This window comes from Metabacillus malikii (assembly GCF_030813355.1).
GTDB classification, from domain to species: domain Bacteria; phylum Bacillota; class Bacilli; order Bacillales; family Bacillaceae; genus Metabacillus; species Metabacillus malikii.
In genome coordinates this window covers 30,869-49,822 of the sequence record NZ_JAUSUD010000028.1, presented here as the reverse complement: position 1 = coordinate 49,822, position 18,954 = coordinate 30,869, and the positions used below count along the sequence as shown (strand labels likewise).

At 35.7% G+C, this 18,954-nt stretch carries 18 protein-coding genes, 1 rRNA gene and 1 other annotated feature; all 19 genes read left to right on the top strand.

Annotated elements, in window-relative coordinates:
• Window positions 1-91, top strand: a 5S ribosomal RNA gene (rrf, locus tag J2S19_RS20350); the annotation flags it as partial.
• Window positions 92-432: 341 nt separating this feature from the next.
• Entirely contained in the window at window positions 433-1,113 is a 681-nt protein-coding gene (locus J2S19_RS20345; RefSeq protein ID WP_307345751.1) for an MgtC/SapB family protein, read from the top strand.
• A 124-nt stretch (window positions 1,114-1,237) separates the two neighbouring features.
• On the top strand, window positions 1,238-1,699 hold the full coding sequence (locus J2S19_RS20340) for a CtsR family transcriptional regulator (protein WP_307345746.1): 462 nt from the start codon (window positions 1,238-1,240) through the stop codon (window positions 1,697-1,699).
• 15 nt (window positions 1,700-1,714) lie between these two features.
• Entirely contained in the window at window positions 1,715-2,263 is a 549-nt protein-coding gene (gene mcsA / locus J2S19_RS20335; RefSeq protein ID WP_307345743.1) for a protein-arginine kinase activator protein McsA, read from the top strand.
• A 1-nt stretch (window position 2,264) separates the two neighbouring features.
• Entirely contained in the window at window positions 2,265-3,359 is a 1,095-nt protein-coding gene (gene mcsB, locus J2S19_RS20330; protein WP_307345740.1) for a protein-arginine kinase McsB, read from the top strand.
• Window positions 3,356-5,797 (top strand): ATP-dependent protease ATP-binding subunit ClpC, encoded by a 2,442-nt coding sequence (gene clpC, locus J2S19_RS20325; protein ID WP_307345737.1) that lies wholly within the window; start codon window positions 3,356-3,358, stop codon window positions 5,795-5,797. The genes mcsB and clpC overlap by 4 nt, the downstream gene beginning before the upstream one ends.
• 192 nt (window positions 5,798-5,989) lie before the next feature.
• Window positions 5,990-7,363 carry a DNA repair protein RadA gene (gene radA / locus J2S19_RS20320; protein WP_307345734.1) on the top strand — a complete coding sequence of 458 codons (1,374 nt, stop codon included), beginning with the start codon at window positions 5,990-5,992 and terminating at the stop codon, window positions 7,361-7,363.
• Between the two features lie 3 nt (window positions 7,364-7,366).
• Window positions 7,367-8,443 (top strand): DNA integrity scanning diadenylate cyclase DisA, encoded by a 1,077-nt coding sequence (disA, locus tag J2S19_RS20315; RefSeq protein ID WP_307345731.1) that lies wholly within the window; start codon window positions 7,367-7,369, stop codon window positions 8,441-8,443.
• Window positions 8,444-9,012: 569 nt separating this feature from the next.
• Window positions 9,013-10,110 (top strand): PIN/TRAM domain-containing protein, encoded by a 1,098-nt coding sequence (locus J2S19_RS20310; RefSeq protein WP_307345728.1) that lies wholly within the window; start codon window positions 9,013-9,015, stop codon window positions 10,108-10,110.
• Window positions 10,111-10,240: 130 nt separating this feature from the next.
• The gene (gene ispD / locus J2S19_RS20305; protein ID WP_307345725.1) at window positions 10,241-10,933 is read left to right on the top strand and encodes a 2-C-methyl-D-erythritol 4-phosphate cytidylyltransferase; all 693 of its coding nucleotides are present in this window, start codon (window positions 10,241-10,243) and stop codon (window positions 10,931-10,933) included.
• Window positions 10,934-11,028: 95 nt separating this feature from the next.
• Entirely contained in the window at window positions 11,029-11,508 is a 480-nt protein-coding gene (gene ispF / locus J2S19_RS20300; protein WP_307345722.1) for a 2-C-methyl-D-erythritol 2,4-cyclodiphosphate synthase, read from the top strand.
• 150 nt (window positions 11,509-11,658) lie between these two features.
• Complete coding sequence (gltX, locus tag J2S19_RS20295) at window positions 11,659-13,116, top strand: glutamate--tRNA ligase (protein ID WP_307345718.1); 1,458 nt, start codon at window positions 11,659-11,661, stop codon at window positions 13,114-13,116.
• A 40-nt stretch (window positions 13,117-13,156) separates the two neighbouring features.
• Window positions 13,157-13,407: a binding site (T-box leader), on the top strand.
• Window positions 13,408-13,786: 379 nt separating this feature from the next.
• On the top strand, window positions 13,787-14,470 hold the full coding sequence (gene cysE / locus J2S19_RS20290; RefSeq protein ID WP_370875184.1) for a serine O-acetyltransferase: 684 nt from the start codon (window positions 13,787-13,789) through the stop codon (window positions 14,468-14,470).
• A complete protein-coding gene (cysS, locus tag J2S19_RS20285) occupies window positions 14,421-15,818 on the top strand; it encodes a cysteine--tRNA ligase (RefSeq protein ID WP_307345713.1) in 1,398 nt (465 codons plus the stop codon). Before cysE ends, cysS begins: the two co-directional genes overlap by 50 nt.
• Before the next feature lie 437 nt (window positions 15,819-16,255).
• Complete coding sequence (locus tag J2S19_RS20280) at window positions 16,256-16,663, top strand: Mini-ribonuclease 3 (RefSeq protein WP_307345710.1); 408 nt, start codon at window positions 16,256-16,258, stop codon at window positions 16,661-16,663.
• 18 nt (window positions 16,664-16,681) lie between these two features.
• Window positions 16,682-17,425, top strand: coding sequence for a 23S rRNA (guanosine(2251)-2'-O)-methyltransferase RlmB (gene rlmB / locus J2S19_RS20275; RefSeq protein ID WP_307345707.1), 744 nt, complete (start codon window positions 16,682-16,684; stop codon window positions 17,423-17,425).
• Between the two features lie 4 nt (window positions 17,426-17,429).
• Window positions 17,430-17,939: an NYN domain-containing protein gene (locus tag J2S19_RS20270; RefSeq protein WP_307345705.1), complete on the top strand. Its 510-nt coding sequence runs from the start codon at window positions 17,430-17,432 to the stop codon at window positions 17,937-17,939.
• A gap of 67 nt (window positions 17,940-18,006) precedes the next feature.
• Entirely contained in the window at window positions 18,007-18,663 is a 657-nt protein-coding gene (sigH, locus tag J2S19_RS20265) for an RNA polymerase sporulation sigma factor SigH (protein ID WP_307345703.1), read from the top strand.
• A gap of 132 nt (window positions 18,664-18,795) precedes the next feature.
• Window positions 18,796-18,942, top strand: a complete 147-nt coding sequence (rpmG, locus tag J2S19_RS20260) for a 50S ribosomal protein L33 (protein WP_307345701.1) — start codon at window positions 18,796-18,798, stop codon at window positions 18,940-18,942.
• Window positions 18,943-18,954 lie beyond the last annotated feature (12 nt).

Genomic DNA, 18,954 nt, shown 5'->3' with positions numbered 1-18,954 from the left:
CACCCGTTCCCATGCCGAACACGGAAGTTAAGCTCTTCAGCGCCGATGGTAGTTAGGGGCTTCCCCTTGTGAGAGTAGGACGTTGCCAGGTACCTTGAGAAAAAGATCAGTAGAGATACTGGTCTTTTTTGTTTATTCTACTATTTATTGATAACAAGAATTGTTTAGTTTCCACATTCACTGGTCTATTTTTAAATACTTCGCCATAAAAATAATAAAAGAATAAATAATTTTATCCCTTCGTTGAGTGCTGAATTTTAAATGAATCTATAAATTTAATGATAGTGCTCGAGATTTCTGCGAAAAAATGAGAGACAACATAAGAGAAAAACTAAATAATTCTACTTCATAAAATATACAATTTAATCACTTACTCTTTTTAATACTAAATACTTGAATAGGAGACAAATATCGGTGAATATCGTTGAATTTATGCAAGATGATACAATCATGATTTTTTTACGAATATTTGTGGCGACAATCTTATGTGGACTAATTGGATTAGAGCGTGAAATAAATAATCATCCAGCAGGATTCCGAACGCATCTATTAGTCGGAATTGGAGCTTGTTTAATGATGATATTATCTCTTTATGGGTTTAAGGAGTATATTAATGAGAATGGGAATATACGATTTGATCCGGCAAGGATACCTTCTTATGTAATTAGTGGAATTGGTTTCTTAGGAGGAGGGACAATTCTAGTTAAAGGTGCAACAGTAAGGGGATTGACCACTGCGGCGTCAATTTGGATTGTAGCAGGATTGGGACTAGTTATTGGTGCCGGAATGTATATAGTTGCAATATTTACAACGATCCTAGTTTTAATGTGCTTAATATTTTTGAACAGACTAGAGAAAATAATGAATAGAAGGAAATTAGCTAAGAAGGTAAAATTAATTACTCATTCAAATGATTTATCAGTTGAACAGATAATAGATAAATTGCATACATATGATGTGAAAGTAACGAAGTTCTCCTTTATAGAATGTTACAGAAATGAGAGTGCTATTATTTCATATAGGTATTTATTGGATATTAATTTCAAAGCTGACTATAAGAAAAAAATTGAATCTATAATGTGTGAAATCCCCCATATAGAAAAAATTTATTAAGATGTTTTATATCAGTAGATTTTGGCAATATTTAAAATGGAACAGAAAAGTTGAAAATTTTTTCTGATCCATTTATAGTAAAGTTAAAGTCAAATATAGTCAAAGTCAGTAAGGGGGAGGTTAAGTGAGAAATATTTCAGACATTATTGAACAATACTTGAAAAGTGTATTGGACAATAGTGGAAAGGAAATAGTTGAAATCAAACGTAGTGAAATTGCAGATAAGTTTCAATGTGTACCTTCGCAAATTAATTATGTTATAAATACTAGGTTCACAATTGAAAGAGGCTATGTTGTTGAGAGTAAACGTGGTGGTGGCGGTTATATACGGATTATTAAGGTTCGTGCGAATAACCAGGCACATCTCCTTGATCAAATTCTTCACTTGATAAACCATCGCCTATCACAAGCTGCAGCAGAAGATATTATTGGTCGCCTAGTCACGGAAAAAGTGATTTCAGCCCGTGAAGCAAAATTAATGTTAAGTGTAATTGACCGTTCAGTGCTATATATAGACCTCCCACATCGGGATGAATTGAGGGCTAGAATGGTAAAAGCGATGTTAACTTCTTTGAAATATAAGTAAAGGTAGGGGAGACGGATGATTTGCCAGGAATGCAAAGAAAGACCGGCAACGTTTCACTTTACAAAAGTGATAAACGGTGAGAAAACTCAAGTTCATATGTGTGAGCATTGTGCAAAAGGGAATAGTGATCTTTTCATGTTTAGTGGAAATTCAGGATTTTCCTTAAACAATTTACTCACTGGGTTGTTAAATATGGAATCAAACATTGCAAAAACGGAAGGACATAATAAAGTTTTTCAGGCAAATGACACACCTCAGTGCAGCCAATGTCATATGACTCTCCAACAGTTTAAGAAAGTTGGTAGATTTGGTTGTTCAAATTGTTATCATACATTTAAAGAGTATATATCTCCAATATTAAGACGAGTGCATGGCGGTAATACAGTTCATGCTGGGAAAATCCCTAAACGTATTGGGGGAGATATCCACATAAGAAAGCAATTAGAAAATTTAAAAAGTAAAATTAATGAATATATTATCCAAGAGGAATTTGAAAAAGCCGCAGAGATTAGAGATGAAATCAAATCACTTGAGAAGAAGTTAAGTAATAAGGAGGGATCATAAAATGTCACTCCAACGTTTTATAAGTAATGCAATAAGTGCTTGGATGAAGGATGGTCCTGATTCTGATATTGTGTTGAGTAGTCGCATCCGACTTGCAAGGAATATCGACCAATATAAATTCCCGACTATATCTTCAAACGAAGAGTCACAAACGGTTCTTAATTTGTTCGAGTCAGCTTATGCAAGTAGAGAATTTAACAATATTGGTAAATTAGAATTGATTAAAATGAGTGAGATGCAGCCAATTCAAAAGCGAGTACTCGTAGAAAAACATTTAATAAGTCCAAATTTAACCGAGAATGCACCATATGGAGGATGTTTAATTTCTGAAAATGAAGAAGTTAGCATTATGATTAATGAAGAGGATCATGTTCGTATTCAGTGTCTATTTCCTGGATTTCAACTAAAAGAGGCCCTTGAGGTGGCGAATCAATTAGATGATTGGATCGAACAGGATGTTGATTATGCATTTGATGAGCAGCGCGGCTATTTAACAAGCTGCCCAACAAATGTTGGTACAGGTCTTAGGGCTTCCGTTATGATGCATTTACCAGCACTTGTATTAACACAAAAAATCAATCGAATTATCCCAGCAATAAATCAACTTGGTCTAGTTGTGCGTGGTATTTATGGCGAGGGTTCTGAGGCAATTGGTAACCTCTTTCAAATCTCAAATCAGATAACATTAGGTAAATCAGAGAAAGACATCATTGAAGATCTTGTTAGTGTCGTGCAACAATTGATTACACAAGAAAGAAATACAAGAGAAGAATTGTATGAGGTTTCTAAAACTCAACTAGAGGATAGAGTATACCGTTCTTTTGGAACATTAGCCTATAGCAGAATAATTGAGTCAAATGAAACAGCGAAATGCTTATCAGATGTAAGACTCGGAATAGATTTAGGCATTATAACTGATATTTCTCGTAATATACTTAACGAACTGATGATATTAACACAGCCAGGCTTCTTACAACAGTATTATGGAGGGCCGTTACGACCTGAGGAAAGGGACATTCGTAGAGCTGCTTTAATAAGAGAAAGACTTGAACTAGAAATGAGACGAAACAAACCGATGGAGGATGATGAAGCATGATGTTTGGAAGATTTACAGAGCGTGCACAAAAGGTACTTGCATTAGCACAAGAAGAAGCAGTACGTCTGGGTCATAATAACATTGGTACAGAGCATATTTTACTAGGTTTAGTGAGTGAAGGTGAAGGTATTGCTGCAAAAGCATTAATTGCCTTAGGACTTGGACCTGAAAAAATTCAAAAAGAGGTAGAAGGATTAATCGGCAAGGGACAAGATGCTTCACAGACGATTCATTATACACCTAGAGCGAAAAAGGTTATTGAATTATCGATGGATGAGGCAAGAAAATTAGGACATTCATATGTTGGCACTGAACATATCTTATTAGGTTTAATTCGTGAGGGAGAGGGAGTTGCTGCACGAGTTCTAAATAATTTAGGTGTCAGCCTAAACAAGGCAAGACAACAAGTCCTTCAGTTATTGGGTAGTAATGAAACTTCATCTAATCACCAAAGTGGTAGTATGACGAATGCTAACACACCTACTCTTGATAGCTTGGCAAGAGATTTAACTGCTATAGCAAGGGAAGGAAGTTTAGACCCTGTTATTGGACGTAGCAAGGAAATACAGCGTGTTATTGAAGTACTCAGCCGCCGAACAAAAAACAACCCTGTTCTAATTGGTGAACCTGGGGTCGGGAAAACTGCTATTGCTGAAGGATTAGCCCAACAAATCGTTCAAAATGAAGTTCCAGAAATATTAAGGGATAAGCGAGTAATGACGCTTGATATGGGAACGGTTGTTGCTGGAACGAAATACCGTGGTGAATTCGAAGACCGTTTAAAAAAGGTAATGGATGAAATACGTCAAGCAGGTAATATTATCTTATTTATTGATGAATTGCACACATTAATTGGTGCGGGTGGTGCAGAAGGTGCTATCGATGCATCTAACATCTTAAAGCCATCACTAGCAAGAGGTGAACTTCAATGTATAGGTGCAACGACTCTTGATGAATATAGAAAGTATATTGAAAAGGATGCAGCACTTGAACGGAGATTCCAACCGATTCAAGTTGATGAACCAACGATGGAAGAAAGTATCATGATATTAAAAGGTTTGCGTGACCGTTATGAAGCACATCATAGAGTTTCTATTACTGACGAAGCTATTGATGCTGCTGTTAAATTATCTGATAGATACATCTCAGATCGCTTTTTGCCAGATAAAGCAATAGACTTGATTGATGAAGCAGGGTCAAAAGTAAGATTACGTTCGTTTACTACACCACCAAATCTAAAAGAACTTGAACAAAAGCTTGAAGAAATACGTAAAGAAAAGGATGCTTCCGTACAAAGTCAGGAATTTGAGAAAGCTGCTTCATTACGAGATACAGAGCAACGTTTACGTGAGCAATTAGAGGAAACGAAAAAGACATGGAAAGAAAAACAAGGACAAGAGAATACAGAGGTGACTGTTGAAGATATTGCAATGGTTGTTTCAAGTTGGACGGGAGTGCCTGTATCTAGATTAGCACAAACTGAAACAGATAAATTATTGAACATGGAACAATTACTCCATTCAAGAGTAATTGGTCAAGATGAAGCTGTTGTTGCGGTAGCTAAGGCTGTTCGACGTGCAAGAGCGGGATTAAAAGATCCTAAGCGTCCAATCGGTTCATTTATTTTCCTCGGGCCAACTGGAGTAGGTAAAACAGAACTAGCTAGAGCATTGGCAGAGTCAATATTTGGTGATGAAGATGCTATGATCCGTATCGATATGTCAGAGTATATGGAAAAGCATTCAACATCAAGATTAGTTGGGTCACCTCCTGGTTATGTTGGATACGATGAAGGTGGTCAATTAACTGAGAAAGTTAGAAGAAAGCCATACTCGGTTGTATTATTAGATGAGATTGAGAAGGCACACCCTGATGTGTTTAATATTTTACTACAAGTACTAGAGGATGGTAGATTGACTGATTCAAAAGGGCGTACTGTAGATTTTAGAAATACGATATTAATTATGACATCTAATGTTGGAGCCAGTGAATTAAAGCGAAATAAATATGTCGGTTTTAATGTTCAAGATGAGTCACAGAATTATAAAGACATGAAAGGCAAAGTAATGAATGAACTGAAAAGAGCATTCAGACCTGAATTCATTAACCGTATTGATGAAATTATTGTGTTCCACTCCCTTGAGAAGAAGCATCTTAAAGAGATTGTGTTACTCATGTCTAACCAACTAACAAAACGCTTAAAAGAGCAAGATTTATCAATCGAGCTGAGCGATGCAGCAATAGAGAAAATTGCGGATGAGGGTATTGACCTTGAGTATGGTGCAAGACCACTTCGCCGTTCAATACAAAGAAATGTTGAAGATAGACTGTCAGAGGAGTTATTAAAAGGAACAATTAATAAAGGTCAAAAGATTGTACTTGATGTTGATAATGGTGAGTTTATCGTTAAGACTACTGAAAAAGAAGAAGTGAATTAATGAAAAAGGGAAATGAGGCATACTGTAATAGTGTGCCTCATTCCTATATATACAAATTTAACTACGTAGACAAAATGCATAACCACCCTATAAGACTTATTAAGAATTGACATTATTCATTATATAATCATGAAGTAAGTATCATAATTTGCATGTCTACCTGCTAATCTAATAAAGAGAGGTTTTAAAGTAATGGCTAAAACAAAAGTTAAATATATTTGTCAGTCCTGTGGATATGAATCAGCCAAGTGGATGGGAAAGTGCCCAGGTTGTCAAGAATGGAACACTATGACTGAAGAGCTACTAAAACCAGTTTCACCCCGAAAGGCTGTATTTACACACTCGACACAAACCGTTCAAAAACCTTCCCCTATAACGAATATAGAAACAGCACAAGAGCCAAGGATTTTTACAAATCTAAAGGAATTTAATCGTGTCTTAGGAAGCGGGATTGTCAAAGGATCTCTCGTACTTATTGGCGGGGACCCAGGCATTGGGAAATCAACTTTACTTTTGCAAGTCTCTTCACAATTAGCTGAAAATGGGAATGATGTTTTATATATATCCGGCGAGGAGTCTGTAAAGCAGACGAAACTAAGAGCAGATCGCCTTGGAGTAAAGTCTAATAAATTATTTGTTTTATCAGAGACAGATTTAAGCTTTATTTCGAAAGCGATTGAAGATATGAACCCAGCGTTTGTTGTTGTTGATTCTATTCAGACTGTTTTTCATAGTGAAATAAGTTCTGCGCCAGGTAGTGTTTCTCAAGTTAGAGAGTCAACAGCAGAACTAATGAGAATTGCGAAAACTAAAGGAATTGCGATATTTATTGTCGGTCATGTTACGAAAGAGGGTTCAATAGCGGGACCAAGATTGTTGGAACATATGGTAGATACTGTTCTCTATTTTGAAGGCGAAAGACATCATACTTATCGGATACTTCGAGCGGTAAAGAATCGATTTGGGTCTACAAATGAGATGGGCATTTTTGAAATGAAGGAAACTGGTTTAGATGAGGTGCAAAATCCATCAGAAATATTCCTTGAAGAGCGCTCAAAGGGTGCTGCTGGCTCAACAGTTGTAGCATCAATGGAAGGAACTAGACCAGTGTTGGTGGAAATACAAGCGTTAATTTCTCCGACCAGCTTTGGAAACCCTAGGAGGATGGCGACTGGAATCGACCATAATCGAGTTCCGTTGCTAATGGCTGTATTAGAAAAGAGAGTTGGGTTATTACTCCAAAATCAAGATGCTTATTTAAAAGTAGCTGGTGGTGTAAAACTAGATGAACCTGCAATTGATTTAGCAGTAGCTGTCAGTATTGCATCAAGCTTTAAAGATATTCCTCCTAAACCAACAGATGTCATTATTGGTGAGGTTGGACTTACTGGGGAAGTACGTAGAGTATCTAGGATAGAACAACGAGTCATCGAAGCAGCAAAACTAGGTTTCAAGAGAGCGATTATTCCAGTTGCAAATATAGGTGGGTGGACCCCTCCAGAAGATATAGAAATTATTGGTGTACAAAACGTGGCCGATGCTCTCCAAAACACATTAGGGGGATAATGAATGGAAAAAGAGAGTAAATCAGGTGATAAGACGTTAAATGATATTTTACAGTTTGTAGCTCCTGGTACTCCGATAAGAGAAGGAATTGAGAATGTATTAAGGGCGAAAACAGGTGGCCTAATCGTTGTAGGACATAATGACAAGGTAAAGGAAGTAATAGATGGGGGATTTTCAATTCATTGTTCCTTTTCTTCGGCACACCTTTATGAATTAGCTAAGATGGATGGAGCAATTATCTTAAGTGACTCGGGAACCAAAATCGTATATGCCAATGCTCAATTAGTACCGGATCCTAAAATTTATTCCTCAGAAACTGGTATGAGGCATCGGACAGCGGAGCGGGTCGCTAAGCAAACAGGTAATCTCGTTATAGCTATTTCACAAAGACGTAATGTTATAACTCTTTACCATGGAGAGCTACGATATGCGCTTAGGGATATAGGAGTTATATTAACGAAAGCCAATCAGGCTATTCAAACAATGGAAAAGTATAAAAATGTTTTAGATGAGGCAATTACTACGTTAGGAGCCTTAGAATTAGAGGAATTAGTAACATTTAAGGATGTCTTACAAGTATTGCACCGTTTTGAGATGGTCTTACGCATTAAAGATGAGATCAATGACTATATCAATGAACTGGGTGCTGAAGGTCACTTAATCCGGTTGCAAATGGCAGAGCTTGTATCCGGTATTGAAGACGAGGCAGCTTTAATGATACGGGATTACGCAAATGAAAAAATTGTTGAGCCATATAAAGTAATAAAACAAATTCAAAGCTTGTCAAGTTTTGAACTTTTAGAAGATGCAGTGTTATTGAAAATGTTAGGATATTCCTCCTATTCAACTATTGATAGTATCGTTATGCCAAGAGGGTATCGAATATTGAGTAAAATACCTAGACTCCCGACAATAATTATTGAAAATTTAGTGACAACATTTAAAAACTTGAAACTTATTATGCATGCAACCGTAGAACAACTAGATGAGGTAGAAGGCATTGGTGAGGTTCGTGCAAGAAAGATAGTCGAAGGAATAAGAAGATTGCAAGAACAGTTACTAGTTGACCGAAAAATGTAAGAATTTTTCATGAAACATGCAACATTTTTGATTTAAATACGTCAAATTAGGGTATATTAGAATTGTTTTCTAAATGGTTTTATACCCAAGGTTTGCAAGCTTGTTATTGCATGAAGTAAATATAACTAATGAATGTATGGTTTTTTATTAACTTTGAAGATTTTGTATGAGTTATTAGCTCATTAACGGCAGTCTAAAGGGCAAATTCCTTATTTGGGCTACCTCGATGTTTTGCTTTTTTAGGGTTTGCTAAAATCTACATAGTTTTTGAAAATATTTAATCTATTTTTAAATTTAAAAGTTTCACTTATAGAAAGGGAGAGAATTGATAAAAATATGGATGGAGTCTTTAAGGAATTGATTCTAGAGGTAAACGGATATTGTATGAGTTCCTTTTTTAGTTAAAGGAAGCACGAATAAGAACGATTGTTTAGTAGTAAATCACCTAAAAAGGGTCTAAACCCAGTAAGATTACAAGCTTGTATCAATCTATTTACATTTTTGATTTTTTATATCGTAAATATCGTAATTAGGATAAAGTAAATATATCGTAAAAAGGAGGTGAAGGTATGTTAATAAAACGCATAATACAACTATTATTTTTGTGTGTAGGAGGAATGTTAGGGATTCTCTTCATGCCTAAATTACTTGAGCTTCTATCTATGCAAGACATACCTTTTATAGATACGCCATATACCTTAGCAGTATTAGGTGCAATTATCTTTTTTATTGCAACTTTTTGGTTAGTTGATTACGTCGTAAATTGGATTAAGGTTCTAGAAGAGGCTGTAGTAAAAGCTCCTGTTACGGATGTATTATTTGGTAGTTTAGGTTTAATATTTGGTCTTATAATCGCATTTCTTATTGGAATTCCATTAAATGAAATTCAATATCAATTATTTAATACAATTATTCCTATCTTTTTAACACTTTTACTTGGATATTTAGGCTTTCAAATTGGGTTTAAGAAACGGGATGAGCTAATTAGCTTATTTTCAATGCCAAACCGGATGAATAAGAAAAAGGGTGTGGCTGATGATGAAATAGACCCGGAGGAAAAGAAATTAAAAATATTAGATACTAGTGTCATAATTGATGGTAGAATCGCAGATATATGTCAAACAGGCTTTTTAGAGGGGACAATCGTAATACCACAATTTGTATTAGAAGAACTTCAACATATAGCTGATTCATCAGATGTACTGAAACGTAACAGAGGACGCAGAGGGCTTGATATTTTAAATCGGATTCAAAAAGAGCTTTCGATAAACGTTGAGATTTATGAGGGCGATTTTGAAGAGATTCAAGAAGTTGACAGCAAATTAGTGAAATTAGCAAAATTAACTTCAGGTGTAGTGGTGACAAATGATTTTAATTTAAATAAGGTTTGTGAACTTCAGAAAGTTCATGTCCTAAACATTAATGATTTAGCAAATGCAGTCAAACCTGTAGTATTACCAGGGGAAGAAATGAATGTTCAAGTCATAAAAGATGGTAAGGAACATAATCAAGGCATTGCCTATTTAGATGACGGTACGATGATAGTAGTAGAAGATGGCCGCAATTATATTGGTAAACATATCGATGTCCTTGTGACAAGTGTCCTGCAAACGTCGGCAGGGAGAATGATATTTGCTAAGCCAAAAATGTTGGAAAAGGCTTTGTAAATAAAAAATTTAATTAATACAATAAGAATAGCTCATGGGACATAATGCTAAAATGTTTCATGGGCTATTTTACATATAAGTTCGAATATTTTATGATGATGGTATACTGAATAATTGAAGGAGTCATTATATGAATTACCAAGTCATTGTTCCTGCAGCAGGATCGGGTAAAAGAATGGGTGCAGGGATGAACAAACAGTTTATTGAGCTTAATGAAATTCCTGTCATCATTCATACATTAAAAGTATTTGAGTCACATCAATTGTGTACTGGAATTATTTTAGTCATTAATGAACAAGAACGAGAAATATTTAATGGACTCATAACAGCCTATCAGTTATCAAAAGTTGTTGCACTGGTTTCAGGTGGTGTTGAGAGGCAAATGAGTGTTTATAATGGGTTACTAGCTGTAAAAGGAAGTGAATATGTCCTTGTTCATGATGGGGCAAGACCGTTTATTACACATAGTCAAATTAATAACCTGTTAAATGAAGCGATCATATCTGGAGCTGCTACCCTTGCTGTGCCAGTGAAGGATACTATAAAGCGCGTAAAGAATAATCAAGTAGTCGATACAATTGAGCGGGAATCTGTATGGTCAATTCAAACACCTCAGGCATTTTTAATTAGCAACATCATACAGGCACATAAACTTGCAATTGAAGGCAATTATTTAGGTACAGATGATGCAAGCTTACTTGAACGTATTGGTAAACCTGTAAAAATTGTCATGGGTGATTATAGAAATATCAAATTAACAACACCTGAAGATTTATTAGTGGCTAAAGCATTTATAGAAAGTGCGAGCTTTCAAGAAGATTGAGTATTTAATAAATCAACTCGGACAATGAATAATGAGCAAAAACCTTAAAAAGTGATTTAAAATAAAGTGTTGAAATAACAGAGAAGAGGGTAATAATGATTAGAATTGGACAAGGCTTTGATGTACATCAGTTAGTCGAAGGAAGACCTTTAATTATTGGTGGAATCGATATCCCATATGAACAAGGATTATTAGGTCACTCAGATGCTGACGTTTTATTACATACAGTTGCAGATGCTTGCTTAGGTGCAATAGCAGAAGGTGATATCGGTAAACATTTCCCAGATACTGATCCAAATTTTAAAGATGCTGATTCCGCTAAGCTATTGGCACATGTATGGCAGTTAGTGAAGGAGAAGGGTTACGAATTAGGGAATATTGATTGTACCATTATTGCTCAAAAGCCTAAAATGGCACCCCACATTGAAAAAATTCGTGCACGTATTGCTGAGCTGCTTGAAGCGGATATTTCCCAGGTAAATGTGAAAGCAACGACGACAGAGAAACTGGGTTTCACCGGTAGAGGAGAAGGTATAGCCTCCCAAGCTACAGTCCTAATACAAAAACGATCATAAAACTATTTGGTATAAGCAATCGTTTGGTGATAAAATGAATTTTGTTTATTACATATAACCGTAAGTTTAATAATCTAAGATATAAAAGATGAGGTAAAAATAGAAATATCATGATGGTGAACCATCTATAAAATCATATGGAGGTACAAAATGACAAATGAAGTAAGAGTACGGTATGCCCCTAGTCCAACGGGTCATTTACATATTGGAAACGCAAGAACTGCATTATTTAATTATTTGTTTGCGAAAAGTCAAAACGGAAAATTTATCGTTCGGATAGAAGATACTGATAAAAAGCGTAATATCGAAGGTGGCGAACAAAGTCAATTAAAGTATTTAAAATGGCTTGGGATTGAATGGGATGAAAGTGTTGATACTGGTGGGGAATATGGCCCGTATCGCCAATCAGAAAGAAATGATATATATAAGAAATATTATGAGGAATTATTAGCAAAAAACTTAGCCTATAAATGCTATTGTACTGAAGAAGAGCTTGAAAAAGAAAGAGAAGAACAAATGTCCAGAGGTGAAACACCGCAATATTCAGGGAAACATGCTAATTTATCAGAGGAAGAACAGAAAGAGCTTGAAGCAAAGGGATTAACATACAGCATACGTTTCAGAGTGCCTAAGGACAAAGAATATCGCTTCAACGACATGGTAAAAGGTGATATTTCATTTGAAGCTGAGGGAATGGGTGATTTTGTAATAGTTAAAAAGGATGGAACTCCTACATATAACTTTGCAGTTGCAGTGGATGACCATCTTATGAAGATATCCCATGTATTACGTGGTGAAGACCATATCTCTAATACACCAAAGCAAATTATGATTTATGAAGCCTTTGGTTGGGATATACCAGTATTTGGGCATATGACATTAATCGTAAACGAGAACAGGAAGAAGCTTAGTAAGAGAGATGAGTCTATTATTCAATTTATTGAACAATATGAAGAGCTGGGTTATTTGCCTGAAGCACTATTTAACTTCATTGCTTTATTAGGATGGTCACCGGGTGGAGAAGAGGAGTTATTTACACAAGAGGAACTCATTGAACATTTTGATACTGCACGCTTATCTAAATCACCTGCAGTATTTGACAAGCAAAAACTAGCATGGATGAATAATCAATATATTAAAGAATTAGACTTAGACACACTTGTAAAATTAACGTTACCGCATTTAGTTGAAGCGGGTAAGGTATCTGCTGAGCTTCATGAAGAGGAAAAGGAACGGGTAAATCAATTAGTAGCTTTATATCAAGACCAAATGAGCTATGGTGCTGAAATCGTTAGTCTAACTGAGTTATTCTTTAAGGAAGAGGTATCATACAACAGAGAGGCTGAGACTGTTCTGGAAGGAGAAAGTGTACCAGATGTATTGAATGCTTTTCTTAATGAAATAGAGGATCTGGAAATACTTACAGATGAACATGTTAAGGCTGCAATAAAATCTGTACAAAAGTCAACTGGTCAAAAAGGGAAAAATCTATTTATGCCTATACGTGTAGCGATAACAGGGCAAACACATGGCCCGGACTTGCCTAAGTCTATTGCAATCTTAGGAAAAGATACAGTGATATCGAGACTAAAAAACGTTATTAGTTAACTTTTTATAAAAAATGTAATATAGTATTAATAATTAGATAGTTAAAACGTTGATAAGGAGAGTAAAGCTATAGTTCCTTTCTAGAGAGAACCTTCGTTAGGCTGGAAGAGGTTTAAGTGAAGTATTGCTTGAAATGCACCTTTGAGTCTTTTCCTAAACATTTGCTTTTGACAGATAAGTAAGGAAAAGCGTAGCGCTCTACGTTACAGGGCAAGAGTTGGGTTGAGTTTTAGAATGAATCTCTAAAGTTCTTCCTAAACAGAGTGGAACCGCGCCGCAAGCGCCTCTGTATATATTACAGAGGCGCTTTTTGTATTGGCTTAATAATAAAGGTCAAGTTATCAGAAGGTTCTTATCTAAAAAAAATTGTTTTTTTGCACAAGACTTGTTAAGAGTTTGTTGGAGATGATAGCGAGAATCTATGGACTGCGTAAAGAGGGGTAAACTCATATAGGTGTATATGCAGAGACGGTAAAGCGAAGGAGGCTTGCTGGCGTGGCGTACCTATTGACTAATATTTAGAATCTTGATGAGTATTTGTGGGTGAATTCTAAAGCACAATTTTTAAGTATAAGATTGTACAATATGTTTTAATGAAAACTATGAATCATTTTAATTTTTATAAATATGACAACAGATTGGATTGGAGGGATGATTGTTGCTGAAGCTAATGAAGGAAGATGTTGATGTTGTCTTTGACCAGGACCCGGCGGCAAGAAGTTACTTTGAAGTAGTTTTAACTTATTCAGGTTTACATGCCATTTGGGCTCACAGAGTTGCCCATGCACTTTATAAAAGAAAGCTATTTTTTCTCGCAAGACTTATATCGCAAATCAGCCGTTTTTTTACTGGAGTAGAAATACATCCAGCAGCAAAAATAGGTAGGCGGTTTTTTATCGACCATGGTATGGGTGTCGTAATAGGAGAAACATGCGAAATTGGAAATGATGTTATAGTCTTTCAAGGAGTAACACTAGGCGGGACTGGTAAGGAAAAAGGGAAAAGACATCCAACAATAAAGGACCATGCATTAATTGCTACAGGTGCGAAAGTATTAGGGTCGATAACGGTTGGTGAGTATTCAAAAATTGGTGCTGGTTCAGTTGTTTTAAAGGATGTTCCTGACCATTCAACAGTCGTAGGTATACCTGGACGAGTGAAAATCCAGAATGGACGCAAAGTTGACCAAGATTTAAATCATTGTGACTTACCGGATCCGGTGGCGGATCGATTCCGAGATTTAGAAGCTGAAATCTTGAGATTAAAATCCGAAGTACAACAGTTAAAGAAAGGAATGAGTGAAAATGACGATAAAGTTGTACAATACACTAACGAGGCAAAAAGAAACATTTGAACCACTTGAAGAAGGAAAAGTAAAAATGTATGTATGTGGTCCGACTGTTTATAACTATATCCATATAGGAAATGCAAGACCGGCAATCGTATATGATACAGTACGTCGATATTTGGAATATCGGGGATATGAAGTAAATTATGTATCTAATTTCACGGATGTTGATGATAAATTAATTAAAGCTGCCAATCAATTGGGCGAGGATGTCCCAACGATTGCAGAGCGGTTTATAGATGCCTATTTCGAAGACGTGACAGCTTTAGGATGCAAAAAGGCAACAGTTCATCCACGTGTAACTGAAAGTATTGATATTATTATAGATTTTATTCAAGCACTTATTGATAAAGGCTATGCCTACGAAGCTAATGGTGATGTTTATTATAAAACGAGAGAATTTACAGGTTACGGAAAGTTGTCACATCAGTCAATCGATGAGCTAAGATTAGGCAATCGTATAGAAGTTGGAGAAAAGAAACAAGATGCACTAGACTTTGTTCTCTGGAAAGCGGCAAAGGAAGGAGAAATATCTTGGGAAAGTCCTTGGGGGTATGGACGACCTGGTTGGCATATTGAATGCTCAGCTATGGCGAAGAAATATCTAGGTGACACAATAGATATTCATGCAGGCGGTCAGGACTTAACGTTTCCACATCATGAAAACGAGATTGCACAATCAGAAGCATTAAATGAAAAACCATTTGCGAAATACTGGATGCATAACGGTTATATTAATATAAATAATGAAAAAATGTCAAAATCACTAGGTAACTTTGTGCTTGTTCACGATATTATTAAAGAAATTGACCCTCAAGTAGTAAGGTTCTTTATGTTATCGGTTCATTACAGGCACCCAATTAATTTTTCACAAGAATTATTGGAAAGCACGAAAAATGCATTTGACCGCTTGAAGACTTCTTATGCAAATTTACAGCATCGGGTTAACAGTAGTACGAATTTAACTGAAGATGATGATAATTGGTTCCAAACAATCGCAAACTTTAAAAAGCAATTTCAAATTGAGATGGATGATGACTTTAATACTGCAAATGCAATTTCAGTCCTTTTTGACTTAGCCAAACAAGCAAATTATTACTTAGAACAATTAAATACCTCAGAAAAAGTGATCAATGAATTTTTACATGTATTCGATCAATTAAGTGGTGTTCTAGGAGTGAAATTCTCTTCGAGTGAATTATTAGATCAAGAGATTGATGACCTTATTAAGCAACGAAATCAAGCAAGAAAGGATCGGAAATTTGCTCTTGCTGATGAGATTCGTGATAAATTAAAAGACCTTAATATCATTTTAGAGGATACACCACAAGGAACAAGGTGGAAAAGACAGTAAGTAAATTGATTACTTATTGTTTACATTGGGAATAAAAGTAATAGCATTTTAATGAGAAACAACAATTGGTATTACTACTGGATAGTCACTAAACAGCGTTGCCTTTTACTACGTTTTTAGTAAGTTGATTTCCGTGCGTGCAGTACTCGCATATAATGAGATGTAAGTAAAATAGCTTATTACCTTTTGAGTTATTCCACTTGAGCCATTTGCGAAGAGTGTATGTGTACGTAGCGGAAATTAACTATTAATTCTTCTATACATGATGGATGAAATGACCTGAAATCTACACACGTTACTTAATCTGTAAACCTAGATTAAGTGTCATGGTATGGTAAGATAGAAGTGAATAGAATTTATCTAAGCTTGTATTGCATTTTAATCAAAGAATATACAGTGTAACTGTCGTGAAGTGTTAACAAGAAAAGAGGACTTAAATGTTTTTGGAATTAAATCAAATAAAAGATACTAGGTTGTTAAATAGTCTAGCACTAGCCTATATTGGTGATGCTATTTATGAAATATATGTAAGACATCATTTGCTTGCAAGTGGAAATATCCGGCCTAATCAGTTACATAATAAGGCAAAGAGATATGTGTCAGCGAAGGCTCAGGCGAATATCTTACATCATCTATTTTCATTAGAGATTCTTTCAGAGGAAGAGGAAGCTGTAATTAGACGTGGTCGCAATGCGAAGTCTGGAACAATCCCTAAAAATACAGATGTGCAAACATATCGGTATAGTACTGCATTCGAGGCTCTTATTGGTCACCTATACTTAGAAAATAAGCATGACCGATTAGATGAAATAATAAACAAGTCACTTGAGTTTATTAAGTTATAGATGAAAGGAGGAGAGTTAATGGATCAAGATTATATAATTGGACGTAACCCTGTTATTGAAGTATTAAAGTCGTCAAGAGACATTAATAAAATATGGGTTGCCGAAAATTCTTTAAAGGGACAAGCACAACAAATTACAAAACTTGCAAAAGAGCGTGGAGTAACAATTAACTTTGTACCAAAGAAAAAAATCGACCAAATGGTGGAAGGAAACCATCAAGGTGTTATTGCACAAGTTGCTGCTTATGAATATGTGCATGTAGAAGACATTCTAGAAACAGCTGAGAAAAGAAATGAAGCTCCTTTTATCTTGCTACTTGACGAAATCGAGGACCCTCATAATTTAGGGTCAATTATGAGAACAGCAGATGCGGTAGGTGCACATGGAATTGTTATACCGAAGCGGAGAGCGGTGGGATTAACAGCAACAGTTGCAAAATCATCAACAGGTGCAATTGAACATATCCCAGTTGCAAGAGTAACAAATATGGCTAGAACGATTGAAGACCTAAAAGAAAAGGGCGTATGGATAGTTGGTACAGACGCAAAAGGTGCAGATGATTATCGTCATCTTGATGGGAAAATGCCGTTAGCACTCGTCATTGGTAGTGAAGGGAAGGGGATTGGCAGATTAATAAAAGAAAAATGCGATTTTTTAATTAAAATGCCGATGGTCGGTCATGTAACCTCTCTTAATGCATCAGTAGCTGCTAGTTTATTAATGTATGAGGTATACCGAAAGAGATACCCACTAGGGGAGTAGAGAAATGGATATCCTACTAGTAGATGGATATAACATTATTGGAGCGTGGCCTGAGTTACAAAAGCTAAAGAAAGCGAACTTGTCTGAGGCAAGAGAACGTTTAGTTGAAAAAATGGCAGAGTACCAGGCCTATACGGGATACCGTGTTATTGTAGTTTTCGACGCACATCTAGTTAAAGGGATTGAAAAAAAGCTAAAGAACTACCGAGTTGAAGTAATCTATACACGTGAAAATGAAACCGCTGATGAGAGAATTGAAAAATTGGCGATATCTTTGAATAATATTAGAACACAAGTACATGTCGCAACATCGGATTTTACTGAACAATGGGCAATATTTGGCCAAGGAGCATTACGAAAGTCAGCTCGTGAGCTTTTAAATGAGATGGAAACAATAGAGGGGAGAATAAAGCATAAAGTCAACAAAATTGAACAAAAAAGGCCTTCATCTAAAATCTTATTACCAGACGATGTAGTTGAAAAGCTTGAGAAATGGCGTAGAGGTAATTTATAGTTAGTTGACGCTTACAAAATGTATACTGTATAATATTGTTATCTTGTGTGCGCTCGGGGGGATCGGCTTGGAATCACCATTCAACAAGGGCAAGGTCAGCAAGGAAGAGTTTATATTATTGGAAGACGAACAAGTAGTAGAACTCGTTCATAGTGGACAAAGTGAAGCTCTTGATTATCTTATTACAAAGTATCGTAATTTTGTTCGTGCTAAAGCTAGGTCATATTTTTTAATCGGTGCTGATCGAGAAGATATTATTCAAGAAGGTATGATTGGTTTATATAAGGCTATACGTGATTTTAGAGAGGACAAGCTTACGTCTTTTAAAGCGTTTGCAGAGTTGTGTATTACAAGGCAAATTATTACGGCAATTAAAACTGCAACGCGGCAAAAGCATATACCACTTAATTCATATGTTTCTCTTGATAAGCCTATTTATGATGAAGAATCTGATCGAACATTAATGGATGTAATCTCTGGTGCGAAAGTGATGGACCCTGAGGAATTAATCATTAATCAAGAGGAATTTGATGATATAGAAGTGAAAATGGGCGAATTGTTAAGTGATTTAGAACGAAAGGTATTAGTGCTTTACCTGGATGGTCGCTCATATCATGAGATATCTGAAGAACTTAATAGACATGTTAAGTCAATTGATAATGCGCTACAGCGTGTGAAAAGGAAGCTTGAAAGATATTTAGAATTAAGAGAAATAAGTTTATAAATAGATTCTGTAAAAAGGTGATTTATTAATGGTAATGTAAATCCTACGTAAATGATTTATCTTGCATTGACGAGGGATAAGACACTATGTTACATTTTTAGAAGAATCTATGTGTAATTAGTAGGTGAAAAAATGCGTAAGAAAGTCATATTGGCTTGTACTACTTGTGGAAGTCGAAATTATAGTACGATGAAAAGTAATTCTAGTGCAGATAGGCTTGATGTAAATAAATTTTGTAAGCTCTGTAACGCGCATACAAATCACCGTGAAACAAAGTAGTCTTTATATTTT

Bases quoted from the DNA above. Each gene is read 5' to 3' on its own strand.
- J2S19_RS20345 (WP_307345751.1), top strand. From the start codon at position 433: ATGCAAGATGATACAATCATGATTTTTTTACGAATATTTGTGGCGACA.
- mcsA (WP_307345743.1), top strand. From the start codon at position 1,715: ATGATTTGCCAGGAATGCAAAGAAAGACCGGCAACGTTTCACTTTACA.
- mcsB (WP_307345740.1), top strand. From the start codon at position 2,265: ATGTCACTCCAACGTTTTATAAGTAATGCAATAAGTGCTTGGATGAAG.
- clpC (WP_307345737.1), top strand. From the start codon at position 3,356: ATGATGTTTGGAAGATTTACAGAGCGTGCACAAAAGGTACTTGCATTA.
- radA (WP_307345734.1), top strand. From the start codon at position 5,990: ATGGCTAAAACAAAAGTTAAATATATTTGTCAGTCCTGTGGATATGAA.
- disA (WP_307345731.1), top strand. From the start codon at position 7,367: ATGGAAAAAGAGAGTAAATCAGGTGATAAGACGTTAAATGATATTTTA.
- J2S19_RS20310 (WP_307345728.1), top strand. From the start codon at position 9,013: ATGTTAATAAAACGCATAATACAACTATTATTTTTGTGTGTAGGAGGA.
- ispD (WP_307345725.1), top strand. From the start codon at position 10,241: ATGAATTACCAAGTCATTGTTCCTGCAGCAGGATCGGGTAAAAGAATG.
- ispF (WP_307345722.1), top strand. From the start codon at position 11,029: ATGATTAGAATTGGACAAGGCTTTGATGTACATCAGTTAGTCGAAGGA.
- gltX (WP_307345718.1), top strand. From the start codon at position 11,659: ATGACAAATGAAGTAAGAGTACGGTATGCCCCTAGTCCAACGGGTCAT.
- cysE (WP_370875184.1), top strand. From the start codon at position 13,787: ATGAAGGAAGATGTTGATGTTGTCTTTGACCAGGACCCGGCGGCAAGA.
- cysS (WP_307345713.1), top strand. From the start codon at position 14,421: ATGACGATAAAGTTGTACAATACACTAACGAGGCAAAAAGAAACATTT.
- J2S19_RS20280 (WP_307345710.1), top strand. From the start codon at position 16,256: ATGTTTTTGGAATTAAATCAAATAAAAGATACTAGGTTGTTAAATAGT.
- rlmB (WP_307345707.1), top strand. From the start codon at position 16,682: ATGGATCAAGATTATATAATTGGACGTAACCCTGTTATTGAAGTATTA.
- J2S19_RS20270 (WP_307345705.1), top strand. From the start codon at position 17,430: ATGGATATCCTACTAGTAGATGGATATAACATTATTGGAGCGTGGCCT.
- rpmG (WP_307345701.1), top strand. From the start codon at position 18,796: ATGCGTAAGAAAGTCATATTGGCTTGTACTACTTGTGGAAGTCGAAAT.